A 19,344-nucleotide genomic window follows, 5' to 3' on the forward strand; every position below is an offset into this window, starting at 1 on the left:
CGCAGCGTCACCGGCAGCGTCACCGCAGGATCACCGCCGCGTCACTGCAGCTCGAGGACCAGGTCGTCGCGCAGCTTCACGCTGCTCTGGTCGGTGCTCTCGAGGAGGTCGGCGACCGCGCCCCGGTCGGGGAACTCGGCGCCGGGGTCGACGTCGAGCCACGGCCGCAGCACGAAGGCACGCTCGTGCGCGCGCGGGTGCGGAAGCCGCAGCGACTCGTCGTCGCTGCGGCGGTCGCCGACGACGATGAGGTCGACGTCGAGGGTGCGCGGGGCGTTCCTGGTCTCGCTGCGCTCGCGGTCGAAGGCGTCCTCGATCGCGAGCGCGCGGTCCATCAGCCGGGTGGCGGCGAGGGTCGTGTCGATCAGCACGATCGCGTTGAGGTAGGTCTTGGCCTCGGGCGGGCAGTCGACCGGGTCGGTCTCGTAGACCGGCGAGACACCGGTGACCCACACGTCGGGGGTGTCCGCGATGGCGTTGACAGCGCCCTGGAGGCTGGCCATCCGCTCGCCGAGGTTCGACCCGAGGGCGAGCACGGCCCGACGGATCGGTCGCATCTCCCCGGTCAGCGTGTCGGCATCGACGATGTGCGGGTTCGGAGTCTCAGTCACGGGCAGCCCTTCCGGGTGATCGTCAGCGCGACGTCCGAGAACGTCGCGTCGATGGGTGCGTCCGGCTTGTGGACCGTCACCCGAGCCCATTCAACACGGTCGTCCAAGAGGCAGACGTCCGCGATCCGCTGGGCAAGGGTCTCGATCAGGTCGACCGGATCCTTCTCCACGGCGCCTTTCACCGAGGCCACGAGACTTCCGTAGTCGACGGTGTCCCGCAAGTCGTCACTCGCCGCCGCCGGGGCGGTGTCGACGCCGAGCACGAGGTCGATCACGAACACCTGCCCCTCGCGCCTCTCGAACTCGAACACCCCGTGGTGTCCGTGGCACTCGATCCCGAGCACGGCCAGCTCGTCCGTCATGGGCGATCCCCCTCGTCTGCCAGGCGCTCGAGGACGCGCAGCGCGTCCTTCGCGGCTCGTACGTCGTGGACGCGCAGGCCCCACACGCCCTGCTGGGCGAGCAGCACCGTCAGTGCGGTGTTGGCGTGCTCCCGCTCGCCGACCGCGCGCGGGCTCCCGGCCGCGCCGAGGAGCCTGCCGAGGAAGGACTTGCGGCTCGCGCCCACCAGGAGCGGGAATCCCAGGTCGCGCAGCGGCTGCAGGTCGCGCAGCAGCTCCCAGTTGTGCTCCTGGCGCTTGGCGAACCCCAGCCCGGGGTCGAGCACGATCCGGTCGGCCTCGATCCCGGCCGCCAGCATCGTCTCGACCCGTCGGGCGAGCTCGTCGCGGACCGCGGCCACGACGCCGCCCGGACCGTCGTAGACGGCGAAGTCGCGCATGTGGTCGGCGTGCGCGCGCCAGTGCATCGCGACGTACGACGCGCCCGATCGGGCCACGACCGCGTGCATCCGGGGGTCGGCGAGCCCGCCGGAGACGTCGTTGACCACGGTGGCCCCGGCGGCGACCGCGGCCTCGGCGACCTCGGCGCGCATCGTGTCGACGGAGACGGTCGTCCCGTCGGCCGCGAGGGCGGTGATCACCGGGACGACCCGGCCGAGCTCCTCCTCGACGAGGGGCCGCGTCGCTCCCGGCCGCGTCGACTCGCCGCCGATGTCGAGGATGTCCGCGCCGTCGGCGACCAGTTCGCGCCCGTGTGCGATCGCCGCGTCCGGCTCGAGCCACCGGCCGCCGTCGGAGAAGGAGTCCGGGGTCACGTTGACCACGCCCATGAGCAGCGGGGTCGTCGGCATGCCCCCGACACTATCGGCGGGATCGCGCCGCTGGTGCGGCGCCCGGCGCCAGTCGCGCTTCTCGGGGACTTCCCGCGCTTCTGGGGTGTTGCAACGCGAGAGAAGCGCGGGAATACCCGGTGCACCGGGTATTCCCGCACCAGGCGTTCCCGCGCCGGGCGGCCGCGGACGCTCAGCGGCGGTGGATCAGCGCCATCGCCTCGGCGCGGGTGGTGGCGTTGGAGAGCATCGTGCCGCGCACCGCCGAGGTGATCGTGCGGGCGCCGGCCTTCTTGACCCCGCGCATGGTCATGCACAGGTGCTCCGCCTCGATCACGACGATCACGCCACGGGCCTCGAGGATGTCCATGAGGGCGTCGGCGACCTGGGTCGTCAGGCGCTCCTGCACCTGCGGCCGCTTGGCGTAGAGGTCGACCAGCCGGGCGAGCTTCGACAGGCCCGTGATCTTGCCGCTCACCGCCGGGATGTAGCCGACGTGGGCGACGCCGGTGAAGGGCACCAGGTGGTGCTCGCACATCGACCACAGCTCGATGTCGCGCACCAGGACCATCTCGTCGTGGCCGAGGTCGAAGGTCGTGGTCAGCACGTCCTCCGGGGACATCCGCAGCCCGGCCGTGAGCTCGGCGTACGCCCGCGCCACCCGGGCCGGCGTCTCGCGCAGCCCCTCGCGGTCGGGGTCCTCGCCGATCGCGGCCAGCAGCTCGCGGACGGCCGCCTCGGCGCGGGGCTGGTCGAACGGCGGGATCTCGTCGGGACGGCGCACGTCGGGGCGGATCGAGTCGGTCATCGGTCGGCTCAGGCTTCGGGCGAGGGCGGCTCGGGTCGCGGACGCGCGCCACCCTCGACACCGGGGTCGCCGTGGACGTCGCCGCCGGCGCCGGGCGGGGTCAGCACGGCGCCGGCCTCGGGCTCGTCCGCGCTCTGCCCGTTGGCCGCCGCCCGGTCCTTGATCCACTGCGGGATCTCGACCGGCGGCACCGTCGAGGGCACACGCTCCTCGGAGCCGGTCCAGGCCGGGCGCTCCGGTCGCCGGCGCAGCGGTTGGAAGATCCGGGCCACCTGCTCCTTGTCGAGCGTCTCCTTGTCGAAGAGCTCGAGCACGAGCGCGTCGAGCACGTCGCGGTTCTCCTCCAGGATCTCGAAGGCCTCCTGGTGGGCGGTCGCGAGCAGCTTCTTGGTCTCCTCGTCGACGATCGCGGCGACGTCCTCGGAGTAGTTGCGCGAGTGGCCGAGGTCGCGCCCGAGGAACGGCTCGGAGTTGGACTCGCCCAGCTTGATCGCGCCGAGGCGCTCGGTCATGCCGTACTGCGTGACCATCGCGCGGGCCACGTTGGTGGCCTTCTCGATGTCGTTGCCGGCACCCGTGGTCGGATCGTGGAAGATCAGCTCCTCGGCCGCTCGGCCGCCGAGCATGTAGGCCAGGGAGTCGAGCATCTGGGAGCGGGTCTGGGAGTACTTGTCCTCGTCGGGCAGCACCATCGTGTAGCCGAGGGCGCGGCCGCGCGGCAGGATCGTGATCTTGTGCACCGGGTCCGTGCCCGGCAGCGCCGCCGCGACGAGGGCGTGGCCGCCCTCGTGGTAGGCGGTGATCAGCTTCTCCTTCTCGCTCATCAGGCGGGTCCGCCGCTGCGGGCCGGCGATCACGCGGTCGATGGCCTCGTCGAGGGTGAGCTTGGTGATGAGCTTCTGGTTGTTGCGGGCGGTCAGCAGCGCGGCCTCGTTGAGCACGTTGGCGAGGTCGGCGCCGCTGAAGCCGGGGGTACGCCGCGCGACGTTCCTCAGGTCGACGTCGGTGGCCAGCGGCTTGCCGCGGGCGTGCACCTTGAGGATCTGCTCGCGGCCGGCGAGGTCGGGCGCGTCGACCTGGATCTGGCGGTCGAAGCGACCCGGGCGCAGCAGCGCCGGGTCGAGCACGTCGGGCCGGTTGGTCGCGGCGATCAGGATCACGCCGCCGCGGACGTCGAAGCCGTCCATCTCGACGAGCAGCTGATTGAGCGTCTGCTCGCGCTCGTCGTGGCCGCCGCCCATGCCGGCGCCCCGGTGACGGCCGACGGCGTCGATCTCGTCGATGAAGACGATGGCCGGCGCGTTCTCCTTGGCCTGCTCGAAGAGGTCGCGGACCCGCGAGGCGCCGACACCGACGAACATCTCGACGAAGTCGGAGCCGGAGATCGAGTAGAACGGGACGCCGGCCTCACCCGCGACGGCGCGGGCGAGAAGGGTCTTGCCGGTGCCGGGCGCGCCGTACAGCAGCACGCCCTTGGGGATCTTCGCGCCGACGGCCTGGAACTTCGCGGGCTCCTGGAGGAACTCCTTGATCTCGCCGAGCTCCTCGATGGCTTCGTCGCAGCCGGCGACGTCGGCGAACGTCGTCTTCGGCATGTCCTTGGAGATGAGCTTCGCGCGCGACTTGGCGAACTGCATGACGCCGCGGCCACCGCCGCCCTGGACCTGGTTCATCAGGAACAGGAACAGCAGAATGATCAGCGCGAACGGCAGCAGCGTCGCGAGGATCGAGCCCAGCAGGCTGGGCTTGGGGACCTCGACGTTGTACTTCTCGATCGCGCCCTCGTCGGCCTGCGTCTGGATCGCGTCCTTGAGCTCGGCCTGGGTGCCGTCGAGCCAGAACGACGTGACCTTGTCGCCGTTGTCGAGGGTGGCCTTGATCTGCTGGTCACCGCCGTCGACGAAGGTGATCTCCTTGATCTCGCCGCTCGAGATGTAGCTCTCCATCTTCGACGACTCGATCTCGTCGTACCCGCCGTTGGGGGCGAGGTACTGCAGGGCGAGCAGCACGCCCACCACCGCGAGGACGATCCACAGCCACGGACCCTTGAATATGCGCTTCACAGGCTTCTCTCGACACGACCTGGCCGCCCGGCGACCGTGCGGCCGCCTGGACGCTCAACTGAACTGACGACGGTACACAACCTCGCCAATCGGCATCCTCTCAGGAATCGGCGGTCCGGGCGCATCCGGACCGCCGAACAGCCGGGGCGTCAGGAGTACACGTGCGGCGCGAGCGTGCCGATGTCGCGCAGGTTGCGGTAGCGCTCCCGGTAGTCGAGGCCGTAGCCGACGACGAACTCGTTGGGGATGTCCCAGCCGACGTACTTGACGTCGACGGGCATGGTCAGCGCCTCGGGCTTGCGGAGCAGCGTGCAGATCTCGACGCTCGCGGGGCTGCGCGAGGCGAGGTTGGACGTGAGCCACGACAGCGTCAGGCCGGTGTCGATGATCTCGTCGACGATGACGACGTGGCGGCCCGAGATGTCGGTGTCGAGGTCCTTGAGGATGCGCACGACGCCGCTGGACTTCGTGCCGGAGCCGTAGGACGAGACCGCCATCCAGTCCATCTCGAGGTGCCGGCCGAAGCTGCGGGCGAGGTCGGCCATCACCATGACCGCGCCGCGCAGGATGCCGACGATCAGCAGGTCCTTGCCCTCGTAGTCGGACTCGATCTCGGCGGCGAGCTCGCGCAGCCGCTCCTGGATCTGCTCCTCGGTGAAGAGAACGTTGACCAGGTCCGCCTGCACGTCGGATGCGTCCATGGGCGAGAGCCTAGGAGATCGACCCGAGCCGGGCGCGCTCGACCCGCAGCCGGCCGTCGGCGCGGCGGCAGCGCACCGGACCCGGCAGGTCGATCCACCGCTGACCGTGCCAGTCGGTGACGAGGGCGTCCATGGCCAGCACGTGCTCGTGGAAGAGCTCCGAGGCCGGCGCACCCGCCGCGAGCGCGGCCAGCCGCAGCACCCGGCGCCGGACTGCGTCGGCGGTCTCGGCGAGGCGATCGACCGGCAGCGCCCCGTCGGGGGCGCGGAGGTCGGCGTACGCCGACTCGGCGAGGTCGTCGAGGTGGTCCATGTCGGTGCGGAGCTGGTCGGCGGTGCGCGCGAGGGTCTCGGCGACGCCGGGGCCGAGCTGCTCCTCCAGCACCGGGAGGACGCGGTGCCGGACCCGGGAGCGGGAGTACGCCGGGTCGCTGTTGTGCGGGTCGTCCCAGGTCGCACGACCCTCGACCAGGCACGCGGTCACGGTGTCGGCGCGCCCCACGTCGAGCAGCGGTCGCACGAAGCGGTCGTAGCGCCGGCGCATCCCCGACAGCGACCGCCCGCCGGAGCCGCGGGCCAGCCCGAGGAGCACGGTCTCCGCCTGGTCGTCGCGGGTGTGGCCGAGCAGCACGGCGGCGGCGTCGACGCGGGCGGCGACCTCCTCGAGCACCGCGTAGCGGGCCCGCCGCGCGGCGGCCTCCGGCCCCAGCCCGTCGGACTCGACGTGCACCCGGGCCGTGAGGGTCTCGGCGGCGCCCGCCTCCGCCATCTGCGCGACGACGGCGGCGGCGCGCTCGGCCGACCCCTCCTGCAGGCCGTGGTCGACGGTCACGCCGACGACGTGCCAGCCCGCCTTGTGACCCTCGAAGACGGTGGCGGCCAGCAGCGCTACGGAGTCCGGACCGCCCGAGCACGCGACCACGACGGCGCGGCCGGGTCCGACGTCGGCGAGCGCGCGGCGTACGCCGAGCCGGACGGCCGCCACCGCCGGGTGCAGGCTCACAGCACGCGGGAGATCCAGGCCGTGGGCGCCGCGATCTCGGCCTTGGACGGGAGGTTCTCGGGGCGGTCGAAGATCGCATTGAACTCGGCCATGCCGGCCTTGTCGACGACGGCGCGCACGAACTTCGCGCCGTCGCGGTACTGCGCCATCTTCGCGTCGAGGCCGAGCACCCGGCGCAGGGTGCGGTCGAGGGCGCCGACTCCCTTGCGGCGCTTGTTGAAGCGTCTGCGGATGTCCGCGACGGTCGGGATCACCTGCGGACCCACGCCGTCCATGACGACGTCGGCGTGGCCCTCGAGCAGCGACATCACGCCCGTGACGCGGTCGATGATCTCCTTCTGCTCCGGCGTGCTCACGGCTTCGAGGAGGTTCTCGCCGCGGGTGCCGCCCTTCAGCGACTCCGTCAGGCGCCGGAACCCGTCGTCGAGGAGCCCCGAGGGCTCCAGCGAGTCGGCGAGCGCGTGCATCTGGTCGAGCAGGTGGTCGCCGAGCCACGGCACGGCGGTGAACTGCACCCGGTGGGTCTCCTCGTGCAGGCAGACCCACAGCCGGAAGTCGTGCGGGTCGACGCCGAGCTCGCGCTCCACGTGGACGATGTTCGGCGCGACCAGGAGAAGCCGGCCGGCGGGCGGGTGGAAGGGGTCGAACTGGCCGAGCACCTTGCCGGCGAGGAAGCCGAGCAGCCCACCGACCTCGACGCCGGTCACCCGCGAGCCGACCGCGTGGGCGACCCCGGACGTACGGGCCCTGCCGGCGAGCTTGTCGACGACGGGTGCGAGCACGCTGGCGAAGCCGTCGGCGTTCGCCTGCACCCAACCCGGGCGGTCGACGACCACGACGGGGGCGGTGTCGTCCGCCGCCTGGAGCCCGGAGAAGTCGCGGACCAGCCCGGTCGACCGCGCAGCGCCCGCGCGCAGCTCGGCGACGACGGCGGCCGCGTCCTCGCGGCTGACCACCGGCCCCTGCCCGGCCAGGCGGGAGCCGACGGCGACCGCGAGGCCCCAGTCGACCATGCTCGGACCCGGGTTGTTCATGCAGCGACCGTACCCGTGTGGCGCAACGTGGGCGGTGCCTCAGGAGCAGCGGCAGTCGGCGAGCGCGGCGGTGATCTCGTCGAGCGCCGCGCGCGCGTCGAGGGTGTCGACCGGGTCGATCCGGTCGGAGAGGAACGCGAACACCATCGGTGCCCCGCGCCGGTCGGTGACGCTGCCGGCCAGGCCGCTGACGCCGGTCAGGGTGCCGGTCTTGGCACGCACGGCCCCCCGACCCGGAGCGGCGACGTCCTGGACGAACCGCTCGGTGAGGGATCCGTTGAACCCGGCGACGGGCAGGCCCGTGACCACCGTGCGCAGCTCGGGATGCTCGGCCGACCCGGCGACCGCGAGTAGGCCGGTCAGCGTGTCGGGGTCGAGCCTGTCGTCGCGCGAGAGCCCGCTGCCGTCGTATACCTCGGCCCCGTCGGTGGGTACGCCGAGCGCCGCGATCGCGTCGAGCACCGCACCCGCCCCTCCGGCGAAGGTCGGTGGCGCCCCCACCGCGAGAGCGGTCTGGCGGGCGAGCACCTCGGCGGCCTCGTTGTCGCTGGTCGCCAGCGTGTGCTCGACGAGCTGGCCGAGCGGCGGGCTCGTCACGCGGGCGAGCTCCTCGTCGGCGGCGTCGGCCCGACGCGGCTCGGGGATCCCGATCACCTCGACCCCGGCGCGGGCGAGCGCGGCGGCGAACGCCGTGGCGGCCGCCAGCGAGGGGTCGTCGACGCGGCCGAACCCGTTGGCGGGTCGGCCCTCGTCGACCCAGAGCGACCGGATCGGAGCGACGACCGCGTCGGGGACGTAGGAGTCCGGCCAGTGCGGGCTGACGTCCGGTCCGGCGAAGAGCGTCGCGTCGTACCCCACCCGCACCCGCCTCGTGCCGCGCTCGAGCAGACGGGCAGCGGTGTCCTCGGCGAGCGTCACGACGTCGGCGACCTCGGGGTAGTCGTCCTTGCCGGGCCGCTTCGAGGCGAGCAGCGGGTCTCCGCCGCCGACCAGGACGATGCGCCGCCGGCTCGCGGCGACGACGGTCGTCGCGAACGTCTGCTCCGGGCCCATCGTCTCGAGCGCCGCCGCCGTGGTCAACAGCTTGAGCGTGGAGGCGGGGACCGCGTCGCCGGTGCCCTTCGAGTAGAGCAGTGACCCGTCGAGGCTCGAGACGGTGGCGAGGACGTGCGGCCCGAGGTCGTCGTCGCGCAGCAGCCGGGCGACCGCCTTCCGGACCTTCGCCGGGTCGGCGGTGCCGGTGGCCGACGCCGCGACCGGGCTCGGGGCGGTCAGCGGGGGCAGCTCGAGCCCGGTCGGCGGCTCGACGCGGGCCGGCTCCTCGTCGGGGTCGGGCGCGCGGTCGAGCCAGTACGTCGTACCCGCGCCGCCGAGCAGACCCACGACCAGCAGGACGGGGAGCCAGAGGGCGATGCGGGACGCCGCGCGCGACGGGTGGCGTGCATCACGTCTCCCCACCGTTCGCCCCTTCCGACTGCGCGTTTGCGGCCATTGTGCGCGAGACTGGCCGGGACCCGACGGATGGGTCGGCCGAACGCAGACGATGGCGGAGGATGACGTGCTCGAGTTCGACGTGCTGGTGGAGATCCCGAAGGGTCAGCGCAACAAGTACGAGGTCGACCACGAGTCCGGCCGCATCCGTCTCGACCGGACGCTCTTCACGTCGACGCAGTACCCAGCCGACTACGGCTACATCGAGAACACCCTCGGGCTCGACGGCGACCCGCTCGACGCGATGGTCATCCTCCAGGAGCCCACCTTCCCCGGCTGCCTGATCCGCTGCCGCGCGATCGGCATGTTCCGCATGACCGACGAGGCCGGCGGCGACGACAAGGTCCTCTGCGTCCCCGCGACCGACCCGCGCCTGGAGCACCTGCGCGACATCTCCCACGTCTCGAAGTTCGACCGCCTCGAGATCCAGCACTTCTTCGAGGTCTACAAGGACCTCGAGCCCGGCAAGTCGGTCGAGGGCGCCGAGTGGGTCGGCCGCACCGAGGCCGAGTCCGAGGTCCACGCGTCGTTCGAGCGGTTCAAGACCGAGGGTCACTGATCGTCCTGCGGAATACCCGGTGCACCGGGTATTCCAGCACTTCTCGGGTGTTGCAACGCCAGAGAACCGTCGGAAGAACCCGCGAAGTCAGCGATCACTCTGCGAGGCGCGCCACCCCGTCGCTCGCCGTACTCCACAGGTGCGAACTGGCGTGGTTCCAGCACCCGCAGTCCGGGGCACGCCAGCGTCATGATGATTCCTCCGGACCGACCCGCTGACGATCCGCGCAACGCACCTGTGGTCCTTCGCAAGACGCTCGTCGCCGGCGGCTACGACGACCGCGCGATCGCCCGACTCGTCGCGGACGGCGTGCTGGTCAGGGTGCGACGCGGTGCGTACGTCGACAGGCCCGTGTTCGCACGGCTGGACGACGCCGGTCGGCACGGCCTGCGCGCGCGGGCCGTGTTCCAGCAGGCCAAGACCCGAGTGGTCCTGTCGCACGTATCCGGGGTGCCGGAGTACGACGCACCCACGTGGGGGCTCGATCTCGACGACGTACACGTCACCCGGATGGACGGGAGGACCGGACGACACGAGGCCGGGGTCAATCAGCACTGCGGGACGATCCAGCCCGGCGACGTCCTCGAGCGCAACGGCGTCGCGGTGATGAGCCCGACCCGTGTCGCGCTGGAGGTCACGACCGTCGCGGACGTGGAGTCGAGTCTCGTGGTGGTCAACCACCTGCTGCACTCCGGGGCGACCACCAAGGAGGCGCTCTCAGAGCGCTATGCACTGATGGAGCACTGGCCCCACACGCTGCACACCGACATCGTGATGCGACTGTCCGATCCGCGCATCGAGACCGTGGGCGAGAGTCGCAGCCTCTACCTGTTCTTCCAGCACGGCCTGCCTGCGCCGCATCCCCAGTACCCGATCCACGACTCGTCCGGACGGGAGATCGCCCGCGTCGACTTCGCCTGGCCAGAGCTCGGGGTCTTCCTGGAGTTCGACGGCAAGGTCAAGTACGAGCGCCTGCTGAAGCCGGGACAGCGTGCCTCCGACGTCGTGGTCGCGGAGAAGGAGCGAGAGAGCCTGATCTGCCGCCTCACCGGATGGCGCTGCATCCGGATCACCTGGGCCGACCTCGCTCGGCCCGCGGCGACTGCCGCCCTGATCCGGGCCTTCCTCTTCCCCAGCGCATCCGCAGCCTGAACGGCGGACTTCTGGGGCAACTCCTGCGGTTCTCGGGTGTTGCAACGCGTGAGAAGCCCAGGAATACCCGGTGCACCGGGTATTCCTGCGAGGAGGTCACCCCGCCAGATCAGGTGAGCGGAGCATCTCGACCGGCACGCCCCAGGCGTCGACCAGGTCGACCGCGATCGGACGGACCTGCCGGCAGAGGCGGTTCACCTCGCGGGTGATGGCCTTGGACCGCTGCGAGGAGAGCCGGGCGTGCTCGAGGAACCAGGCGCGATCGGCCTCGATCGTCGACAGCGCGAAGAGGTCGCAGAGCCGGCCCAGGGCGACCGCGTTGTCCTCGGGGGTGTCGTCCGGCAGGGACCGCATCCGGTCGACGAAGGCCTCGAGCACGAGCCGCTCGACGTGGGCGTTGGCCGTGGCGATCACGTGGTCCTGCACCTGGGAGAAGACCTCGCCGGGGTTGCGGTCCTGGTCGATGCCGCGCTTGAGCCGGCGGGCGACGCCGACGAGCATGTGCTCCTCGCGGAAGCGCAGCATCGCGAGCTGGTAGTCCGAGTCGAGGAGCCCGGCCTCCTGGTCCTCGTCGTCGCCTCCGGGGAGCAGGTCGCGCACGCGCTCGAGCAGCGTGTGGGCCGACGTCCTCTCGATGACGGTCTCGACCGCGAGGTTGGCTACGAAGCGGACCATCCCGAGCTGGTCCATGTCCTCGAACTCGCTGGCGTAGTCGGTCAGCAGTCCCTTCGCGACCAGCTGCAGCAGCACGTGGTTGTCGCCCTCGAACGTCGTGAAGACGTCGGTGTCGGCCTTGAGCGCCGCGAACCGGTTCACCGCCAGGTAGCCGGCACCCCCGCAGGCCTCGCGGCACTCCTGGATGGTCCGGGTCGCGTGCCACGTGCCGAGCGCCTTGGTGCCGGCGGCGCGCCCCTCGAGCTCGCGCCGCTGGTGCTCGTCGCCGCCCTCGGGCGACGCCGCGCGCGAGAACACCTCGTGCAGCTGCGTGCGTACGACGTCCTGGGCGAAGTGCAGCGCGTAGGTGCGGGCGATCAGCGGCAGCAGCCGGCGCTGGTGCATGCCGTAGTCGAGGAGCAGCTGCTCCTCGGTGTCGGACTCCGCCTCGAACTGGCGGCGGCGCACGGCGTACCGCGTCGCGATCGCGAGCGCCACCTTCGCGGCGTTGATCCCCGCCCCACCGACGCTGACCCGGCCCTGCACGAGCGTGCCGAGCATGGTGAAGAAGCGCCGGCCGGAGCTCTCGATCGGGCTCTCGTAGGTGCCGTCCGGGCGCACGTCCGCGAAGCGGTTGAGCAGCGCCTCGCGCGGCACCCGCACGTGGTCGAACCGGATCCGGCCGTTGTCGACGCCGTTGAGCCCCATCTTGCGTCCGTCGTCCTCGATCTCCACGCCCGGCGCGACCGCGCCGTCGACGCGGATGGGCACGACGAAGGCGTGGACGCCCTCGGCCGTCCCGCCGACCTCGAGCTGGGCGAACACGACCGCGAGCTCGGCGTGCCGCGCCGCGTTGCCGATGTAGTCCTTGCCGGCCTGGTCGCCGCGCGTCGTGATCACGAACTCCTGCGCGTCGACGTCGTACGTCGCGACCGTGCCGAGCGCCTGGACGTTGGAGCCGTGGCCGGTCTCGGTCATCGCGAAGCAGCCCATCAGCCGGCCGCTCACCACGTCGCTCAGGTAGGCGTCGTGGTGCCGGCGGGTGCCGAGCTGGAGGATCGCGCCGCCGAACAGCCCGAACTGGACGCCGACCTTCACGAGCACCGACAGGTCGCCGTAGGCGAGCGTCTCGAACGCCGCGATCGAGGCGCCGAGGTCGCCGCCCCCGCCGTACTCCTCGGGGAAGCCCATGCCGGTCTGCCCGGTCGCCGCCATCTCGACGACGAGCTCGCGAACCCGCTCGCGGAACTCGTCCATGCCGAGCTCCTCGGCCTCCTCCAGCACGGAGGCGTACGTCGCGAGGTTGGCGCGCACCAGGTCGCGCACCGCGGCGTACTCGCCGTCCAGCAGCGTCGTCAGGGCGCGGACGTCGACCATGACGTCAGCGGTCGACCGGGACGTGGGAGGTCGTCGTGGTCGGGTGGGATGCGAGCCCGTGGCGGTCGAACTTCTGGCCGCTCGCGATGCCGCCGACGTAGAAGGAGATGAACGCGATCATCACGCCGGCGATGTCGTCGGCGATGTAGTGCCAGCCGAAGTAGATGGTGGCCACGACGATCAGGCCGAAGTTGACCCAGAAGAGGACCCGGATCCAGCGCGTGCGGACCGTGAACTGCACCATCAGCGCCCAGAGCAGCCCGATGCCGGTGTGCAGGCTCGCGAAGCCGGCGACCGTCTGCGCCTGGCCATCGCCCCAGAGCACGCCCTGGCGCGCATTGACCAGCGAGTTCATCAGGTCGGCGGTGCCCGTGTGGGCGAGGCTCTGGTAGAGGTACTGGTACTCGAGACCGGGGCCGAGCGTGGGCAGTGCGTAGTAGGAGATCGTGCCGAGCGTCCACGCGAGGCCCTGGGACGTGACGAACCACCAGCCGTAGGACAGGTTGCGCGACCACACCAGCCAGACGGTGACCATGATCGCCACCATCGGGATGAAGAGCAGGTAGAAGTTCGAGAGCACGTGGGCGACGTACGTCGTGCCGAGGAGGTCGTGCACCACCGAACCGGGCTCGTGGCCGAAGAACAGCACCTTGTCGAGCATGTGGAGCTCGCGGTCGTACATCCGGTCGCTGACCAGCGGCAGGAACGACTTGAGGTTCCGGTAGCAGACGTAGATGACGTAGAAGCTCACGATCCCGAGCAGCACCAGCAGCAGGCGCTCGCGTGACCAGTGGGCATGCCAGCGCTCACGGATCAGCTGGGGCATCCGGGCGACGCGGCCGCGCGAGAGCCAGATGGCGCGCGGCACCAGGTCGAGGAACAGCGCGCCGAAGCAGAGGATCGGGAGCCTGAACCAGGACGAGCCGAGGAAGCTGCTCTCGGGGTCGATCAGCGGCCGGTCGACGTACCAGGCCGTGACCACCGCCCAGATGCCCATGGCGATGGCGTTGACCACGAGCAGGGTCCAGGCACGGCGGTACACGCCCGTCAGTGTAGGGACTGTGTCGAGTCAGTGAACTTCGGGAACCACGGCGATCCGTGAGGCATCCACCACCATCGACACCCGGTCACCCGGTCCGGGTCGGGCGTCGAGCCGCGCGACCGCGTCGAGCTCGCCGGCGCCGTCGACGTCGACCCGCAGCCGGATCTGCACCGGCGTCACCCGGGCCGAGACGACCTTGCCGGTGAGCGGACCGGCGTCCGCGACGACCAGTGCGGACCGGCGTACCGCGACGCTGCCGGCCGCGTCGGGTCGCCCGGCCGCCCGCGTCAGGACGTGGGCATGATCACCCTCGAGCACGTGCGCGTAGCCCAGGAACAGCGCGGTCTCGGGGTCGGCCGGCGCCCGCCAGACCTCGGCGATGTCGCCCTGCTGCACGATCCTGCCGCCGCGCATCACCGCCAGCCGGTCGGCGACCGCGAACGCCTCCTCCTGGTCGTGGGTGACCATCAGCGCCGTGGTGCCGGCCTCGCGCAGGATGTCGCGCAGGTCCGCGGCCAGCCGCTCGCGCAGGCCGGCGTCCAGCGCCGACAGCGGCTCGTCGAGCAGCAGCAGCCGCGGCTGCACGGCGAGCGACCGGGCGAGAGCGACGCGCTGGCGCTCGCCGCCGGAGAGCGTGGCCGGCAGCCGGTCCTCGTAGCCCTCGAGCCCGACCAGCGCGAGCAGTTCACGCACGCGTCCGGCGGCGTTCGGGGTACGCCGCAGCCTGAGTGCGTACCCGACGTTGCGGGCGACCGTGAGGTGCCCGAAGAGCTGGCCGTCCTGGAACATCAGAGCGAAGCCGCGCTTGTGCGTCGGCACCCCGGCCAGGTCGGCGTCGTCCCACGAGAGGCGTCCCGCGGCGACCGGCTCGAGACCGGCGATCGCGCGCAGCAGCGTCGACTTGCCCGACCCGCTCGGTCCGAGCACGGCGAGCACGTGGCCGTCGTCGAGGGACAGGGAGGCGTCGCGGACGGCGGGCACGCCGTCGTACGACACGGAGACGTCCTGCAGCGACAGCATCAGAAGGCTCCCAGCGACGGCACGCGCAGCCGCTCGACCACGAGCATCACGACGGCGGTGGTCGCGGCGAGCACGACGGAGGCGGCGAGGGCCATGCCGTAGTTCATCGCACCCGGGTGCCCGATGAGGTGGAAGATCACGATCGGCATGGTCGGGTTCTCGTCGCGGGCGAGGAACGACGTGGCGCCGAACTCCCCCAGCGACACCGCGAAGGCGAAGCCGGCGGCGGCGAGCAGCGGCTTCCACAGCACGGGCAGGTCGACGCTGACGAACGTGCGGAGCGGGCCGGCACCCAGCGACGCGGCCGCCTGCCGCTGCCGGTCGTCGACGCCGCCGAGGGCAGGCGCGAGCGTGCGTACGACGAGCGGCAGGGCCACCAGCGCCTGGGCGATCGGCACCAGGAGCACCGAGTCGCGGAAGTCGAGCGGGGGCTCGTCGAGGGTGATCAGGAAGCCGAAGCCGAGGGTGACCGCGGAGACCCCGAGCGGCAGCATGAAGAGGCCGTCCAGCAGCCCACGGACACGGCGCTCGGCGCGGCTGTGCGAGCGGCGGGTCACCACGACAGCGACCAGCAGCCCCAGGGTCAGCGACATCCAGGTCGCGTCGACGGCGGTGCGCAGCGAGGTCACCAGGGCGTGGGTCACCGGCACCAGCAATGCCTGCCGCGACCCCTCGGTCGTCAGGGCCCGGTAGTTGTCGAGTCCCCAGCCGTCGCCGACCTGCAGCGAGCCGACGACGAGCGCGGCGACGGGCAGCCCGACGAGGACGACGACGAGACCGGTGGAGAGGAGGCTCGGCCAGTCGCCGCGGGTCGGTCGGTGCGGGCGCGCCGTCGAGCGCGCGAGCGTGGGGTCCGCGACGGCGCGCAGCCGGTTGGTGACGAGCAGCAGCGCGGTGATCGCCAGCAGCTGCACGATCGAGAGGGCGGCCGCCGCCTGGAGGTCGAGCAGGTTGGTGGTGAGCAGGTAGATCTCGGTCTCCACCGAGGAGTAGCGCAGCCCACCGAGGGTGAGTACGACACCGAACGCGGTGGCACAGAAGAGGAAGACCACGCTCGCCGCCGACACGATCGCCGGACGCAGCGCCGGGAGCGTGACCGTGCGGAAGACCTGCGCGGGACTGGCACCCAGCGCCGCGGCCGCCTCGGCCGGGCGCGCATCCAGCGACTCCCAGGCCGCGCCCACCGCGCGGATCACCACGGCCACGTTGAAGAAGGCCAGGCCCGCCACGATCGCGACGGCGGACCCGTCGAACCCGAGGAAACCCAGCGGCCCGGCCTCGCCGATCAGCTCGCGGAAGGCGACTCCGACCACCACGGTCGGCAGCACGAACGGCACCAGCAGCGCCGCCCGCAGCGCCCGGCGTCCGGGGAAGGCGCGGCGGTGCAGCAGGTGCGCCGCCGGTACGCCGAGCAGCACCGCCACCGCCGTACCGGCCACTGCCGACCAGACCGTGAACCACACGACCCGCACGGTGCGCGGCCGGGTCAGCACGTCCGCGACGGCGCCCGGGTCGAACGATCCGTCGACGACGAAGCCCTCGCCGATCATGCCGCTCACCGGCAGCAGGAAGAACACGCCCAGGACGGCCAGCGGCACCGCCGCCAGGCCGACCAGCGTGGCGATGCGCTTCATCGGCTGGTGACGTCGCTCCACTCGCGCAGCCACTCGTCGCGGTGCTCGGCGATGTCGGCCGGGTCGACCTCCAGCGGGTCGGTCGGCTGCTTCGCGAACTCCGCCCACTCCGCCGGCAGCTCGACCGACGCGTCGACCGGGTAGACGTACATGCTGTCCGGCAGCGCCGCCTGCACCTCGGGCGTGAGCAGGAAGTCGACCAGCGCCTCGGCGCCCTCCGGGTTCGCGGCGCCGTCCAGCACTCCGGCGTACTCGACCTGCCGGAAGCAGGTGTCGAGCAGCGCGCTGGTCGTCGACGTGCCGTCGTCGGCGATCGTGAACGCCGGCGAGGAGTCGTAGGAGAGCACGATCGGACGCCTGCCCTTGCCGCCGCCCTGCGTGAAGTCGACCTGGTAGGCGTCCGACCAGCCGTCGGTGAGCTTGGCGCCGTTGTCCATCAGGCGCTCCCAGTAGTCCGGCCACTCGTCGCCGTACTCCGCGATCGTCGCCAGCAGGAACGCCATGCCCGGCGAGCTGGTGGCCGCACCGGAGGTGACGAAGAGGTCGCGGTACGCCGGGTCGGCGAGATCGTCGAGCGTCGCCGGCGGCTCCTGGTCGTGGGCGGCGAACCACGTGTCGTCGACGTTGACGCACACGCTGGCGTTGTCGACCGGCGTCAGCGCGCGCTCGTCGTCGCCGGGCAGCAGGTACTGGTCCGCGCCCTCGGGCAGCGTCGCGTCGTACGCCGCGAAGACACCCTCGTCGAGAGCCCGCGAGGCGAAGGTGTTGTCGACGCCGAAGGCCGCGTCGCCGAGCGGGTCGTCCTTGGTCAGCACCAGCTTGTTGGTGAGCGCGCCCGCGTCGCCGGACGCGCGGACGACCAGGTCGTAGCCCGACTGCTGCTCGAACTGCCGCTGCAGCCTCTTCGGCAGCACGAAGGACTCGTGGGTCACCAGCACGACCCGGTCGGACTTCTCCTCACCTGTCTCGTCGCCGCTGTCGTTCCCGACGGTCGAGCACGCCGTCAGGACGAGCACCGTCGCCACGAGGGCAGGCACGCACGCACGCAGATGTCTCAACTCCGACTCCCTTCGCCGGTGCTAACCGGATCAGGTTCATAGGGTCTGCGGCTGGTCCGCACTCTCAGCACGCTCGCGCGTGCTCCCCTGTCTTGTGGGTCGAGCCTAGCCCCTCGGGCGAGCCCGCCCGTCGTGACCCCGGGACGCCGTCACGTCACGCCCCCGGTCGGCGGGGTCCGGCGGTGGCTGCGCAAGCGCCACGTCAGGCCGGAGCTCGCGTGGACCGGTATCGCAGGACGACTGCCCCGGATCGGAACTCGTGGCGATCCACGAGCTCGAGTTGGATGCGCTCGCGCAGACCGGCGAGCAGCGTCGGCCCGTGACCGGCGAGGACCGGCTGCACGAGGAACTCGTACTCGTCGATCAGCCCCAGGTCCGCCAACGCCAGGGGCAGCGTCACCCCGCCCACCCACAGGCTCTCGCCCGGCTCCTGCTTGAGCCGCCGAATCGCTGCACCCACGTCGCCTCGCACCAGCTCGGCATTCCAGTCGACCCCGCTCAGCGTGCTCGACACGACGTACTTCTTCGCCCGGTCGATGGTCTCGGCGAACGGGACCTCCCACGCATCCATCCAGTCGGGCCACGTGCCCGTGTCCGGCCTCCGCCACGCCGACTCCATCATCTCGTAGGTCACCCGACCGAACAGCAGGGCGTCGGCTCGTGCCATCTCGGCGGTCCAGTGGCGCATCGACTCCTCGTCCGGCGGGAGCCCGGCCTCGTGATGGCAGCAGCCGTCGAGCGTGACGTTGATCGAGTACCGAAGTGGTCTCATCCGCAGATCCTCCCTTGATGCGCGCCCGCGTTCACCGACCCGTACGTCTGACTTCCACCGGCGCCACTTCTCATCGGCACGTGCGTCTCCCATGTCCTGGCGCACGGGCTGCCGATGACGAGCACCGCCGGGAGAGGGGGCGGCACGCAGCTCAGCGGCTCAGCGCCGTCACCGCGTCCAGGCGGGCGAGCTTGTGCGGGTTGCGTACGGCGTACATGCCGGTGACCCGACCGTCCTCGACCACGATGCTGGCGATCGTGTCGAGCTCGCCGTCGATGACCACGCGCAGCGCGGGGGCTCCGTTGACGACCACGACGTCGGCGGCCGCGGCGAGGCCCTCCGCGACGGCCGCCAGGAAGCGCACCACCTTGTCGGCACCGAGGATCGGGCGCAGTGCCGCCTTCTTCAGGCCGCCGCCGTCGGTGACGAGCACGACGTCGGGCGCGAGCACGTCCATCAGGCTCTGGATGTCACCGGTCGCCGTGGCGCGCACGAACTGCTCCAACACCCGGTCGCGCTCGACCTGCGACGCCTCCGCGCGCGGTCGCCGCTCGGCGACGTGCGTCCGGGCGCGGTGGGCGATCTGCCGCACCGCGGCGGGGGTCTTGTCGACGGCCGCCGCGATCTCGTCGTACCCGAAGTCGAACACCTCGCGCAGCACGAACACCGCCCGCTCGGTCGGGCCGAGCGTCTCGAGCAGCGTCAGCATCGCGAGCGAGACCGAGTCGGCGAGCTCGACGTCCTCGGCGACGTCGGGCGTCGTCAGGAGCGGCTCGGGCAGCCACGGCCCGACGTACGACTCGCGCCGGCGGGCGTTGCCGCGCATCCGGTTCAGCGCGAGCCGGGTCGTGATCCGCACCAGGTAGGCACGCGCGTCACGCACCTCGACGAGGTCGACGTCGACCCAGCGCAGCCAGGTCTCCTGCAGCACGTCCTCGGCGTCGGCCGCGGAGCCGAGCATCTCGTAGGCGACCGTGAACAGCAGGTTGCGGTGCTCGACGAAGACGTCGGTCGCGCGGCCCTTCGGCGCTGCCTTCATGCCTTCCTCACGGTGCCCGACGGTACGGCGAGCGGCTGCTCGCGCACCCCCGGATATCGCGGGCTCCGGCCGGGACGTGCTGGGCATGTCTCCTCCTCGGATCGTGTCGCGCATGGTGACACCGGCCGGCCGCGTCGTGTGACATCCCTACGCTG

General features: G+C 71.7%; 18 protein-coding genes and 1 riboswitch. Of the genes, 2 read left to right on the forward strand and 16 right to left on the reverse strand.

The features are described from left to right. Positions 1 to 41: 41 nt before the first annotated feature. From folK to dacB, 9 genes are all read right to left on the reverse strand, one after another. Positions 42 to 611 (reverse strand): 2-amino-4-hydroxy-6-hydroxymethyldihydropteridine diphosphokinase, encoded by a 570-nt coding sequence (gene folK, locus PZ894_RS21695; protein WP_275747990.1) that lies wholly within the window; start codon positions 609 to 611, stop codon positions 42 to 44. Then, a complete protein-coding gene (gene folB / locus PZ894_RS21700; RefSeq protein WP_275747992.1) occupies positions 608 to 973 on the reverse strand; it encodes a dihydroneopterin aldolase in 366 nt (121 codons plus the stop codon). The genes folK and folB overlap by 4 nt, the downstream gene beginning before the upstream one ends. After that, a complete protein-coding gene (gene folP, locus PZ894_RS21705; RefSeq protein WP_275747993.1) occupies positions 970 to 1,803 on the reverse strand; it encodes a dihydropteroate synthase in 834 nt (277 codons plus the stop codon). Before folP ends, folB begins: the two co-directional genes overlap by 4 nt. 172 nt (positions 1,804 to 1,975) lie before the next feature. Next, positions 1,976 to 2,590 carry a GTP cyclohydrolase I FolE gene (folE, locus tag PZ894_RS21710; RefSeq protein ID WP_275747994.1) on the reverse strand — a complete coding sequence of 205 codons (615 nt, stop codon included), beginning with the start codon at positions 2,588 to 2,590 and terminating at the stop codon, positions 1,976 to 1,978. Between the two features lie 8 nt (positions 2,591 to 2,598). Further along, positions 2,599 to 4,653 carry an ATP-dependent zinc metalloprotease FtsH gene (gene ftsH / locus PZ894_RS21715; RefSeq protein WP_275747995.1) on the reverse strand — a complete coding sequence of 685 codons (2,055 nt, stop codon included), beginning with the start codon at positions 4,651 to 4,653 and terminating at the stop codon, positions 2,599 to 2,601. A gap of 149 nt (positions 4,654 to 4,802) precedes the next feature. After that, on the reverse strand, positions 4,803 to 5,354 hold the full coding sequence (gene hpt / locus PZ894_RS21720) for a hypoxanthine phosphoribosyltransferase (protein WP_275747996.1): 552 nt from the start codon (positions 5,352 to 5,354) through the stop codon (positions 4,803 to 4,805). A 10-nt stretch (positions 5,355 to 5,364) separates the two neighbouring features. Further along, positions 5,365 to 6,357, reverse strand: coding sequence for a tRNA lysidine(34) synthetase TilS (gene tilS, locus PZ894_RS21725; RefSeq protein ID WP_275747997.1), 993 nt, complete (start codon positions 6,355 to 6,357; stop codon positions 5,365 to 5,367). After that, positions 6,354 to 7,391 (reverse strand): zinc-dependent metalloprotease, encoded by a 1,038-nt coding sequence (locus PZ894_RS21730; RefSeq protein ID WP_275747998.1) that lies wholly within the window; start codon positions 7,389 to 7,391, stop codon positions 6,354 to 6,356. Before PZ894_RS21730 ends, tilS begins: the two co-directional genes overlap by 4 nt. Positions 7,392 to 7,430: 39 nt before the next feature. Further along, positions 7,431 to 8,849 (reverse strand): D-alanyl-D-alanine carboxypeptidase/D-alanyl-D-alanine-endopeptidase, encoded by a 1,419-nt coding sequence (gene dacB, locus PZ894_RS21735; RefSeq protein ID WP_275748000.1) that lies wholly within the window; start codon positions 8,847 to 8,849, stop codon positions 7,431 to 7,433. 85 nt (positions 8,850 to 8,934) lie between these two features. Between dacB and PZ894_RS21740 the strand changes: the two genes are divergently transcribed. Both PZ894_RS21740 and PZ894_RS21745 read left to right on the forward strand, forming a co-directional pair. Next, positions 8,935 to 9,441, forward strand: coding sequence for an inorganic diphosphatase (locus PZ894_RS21740; protein WP_275748002.1), 507 nt, complete (start codon positions 8,935 to 8,937; stop codon positions 9,439 to 9,441). Positions 9,442 to 9,678: 237 nt separating this feature from the next. Next, positions 9,679 to 10,593, forward strand: coding sequence for a type IV toxin-antitoxin system AbiEi family antitoxin domain-containing protein (locus PZ894_RS21745; RefSeq protein ID WP_275748003.1), 915 nt, complete (start codon positions 9,679 to 9,681; stop codon positions 10,591 to 10,593). A gap of 96 nt (positions 10,594 to 10,689) precedes the next feature. Here PZ894_RS21745 and PZ894_RS21750 read toward each other — a convergent pair whose 3' ends face one another. From PZ894_RS21750 to PZ894_RS21780, 7 genes are all read right to left on the reverse strand, one after another. Continuing rightward, positions 10,690 to 12,624, reverse strand: coding sequence for an acyl-CoA dehydrogenase (locus PZ894_RS21750; protein ID WP_275748004.1), 1,935 nt, complete (start codon positions 12,622 to 12,624; stop codon positions 10,690 to 10,692). 4 nt (positions 12,625 to 12,628) lie between these two features. After that, positions 12,629 to 13,666, reverse strand: a complete 1,038-nt coding sequence (locus PZ894_RS21755; protein WP_275748005.1) for a phosphatase PAP2 family protein — start codon at positions 13,664 to 13,666, stop codon at positions 12,629 to 12,631. A gap of 27 nt (positions 13,667 to 13,693) precedes the next feature. Next, positions 13,694 to 14,686, reverse strand: a complete 993-nt coding sequence (locus tag PZ894_RS21760) for an ABC transporter ATP-binding protein (protein ID WP_275748006.1) — start codon at positions 14,684 to 14,686, stop codon at positions 13,694 to 13,696. Then, positions 14,686 to 16,320 (reverse strand): iron ABC transporter permease, encoded by a 1,635-nt coding sequence (locus PZ894_RS21765; RefSeq protein WP_275748007.1) that lies wholly within the window; start codon positions 16,318 to 16,320, stop codon positions 14,686 to 14,688. Before PZ894_RS21765 ends, PZ894_RS21760 begins: the two co-directional genes overlap by 1 nt. Beyond that, positions 16,317 to 17,357, reverse strand: a complete 1,041-nt coding sequence (locus PZ894_RS21770) for a thiamine ABC transporter substrate-binding protein (protein WP_275748008.1) — start codon at positions 17,355 to 17,357, stop codon at positions 16,317 to 16,319. Before PZ894_RS21770 ends, PZ894_RS21765 begins: the two co-directional genes overlap by 4 nt. Before the next feature lie 11 nt (positions 17,358 to 17,368). Further along, positions 17,369 to 17,477, reverse strand: a riboswitch (TPP riboswitch). 103 nt (positions 17,478 to 17,580) lie between these two features. Beyond that, entirely contained in the window at positions 17,581 to 18,150 is a 570-nt protein-coding gene (locus PZ894_RS21775) for a dihydrofolate reductase family protein (RefSeq protein ID WP_275748010.1), read from the reverse strand. 151 nt (positions 18,151 to 18,301) lie between these two features. Then, a complete protein-coding gene (locus PZ894_RS21780) occupies positions 18,302 to 19,189 on the reverse strand; it encodes an RNA polymerase sigma-70 factor (RefSeq protein ID WP_275748011.1) in 888 nt (295 codons plus the stop codon). Between the last annotated feature and the right edge of the window lie 155 nt (positions 19,190 to 19,344).

The organism is Nocardioides sp. YIM 152315 (assembly GCF_029210375.1).
In the GTDB taxonomy this organism is placed as follows: domain Bacteria; phylum Actinomycetota; class Actinomycetes; order Propionibacteriales; family Nocardioidaceae; genus Nocardioides.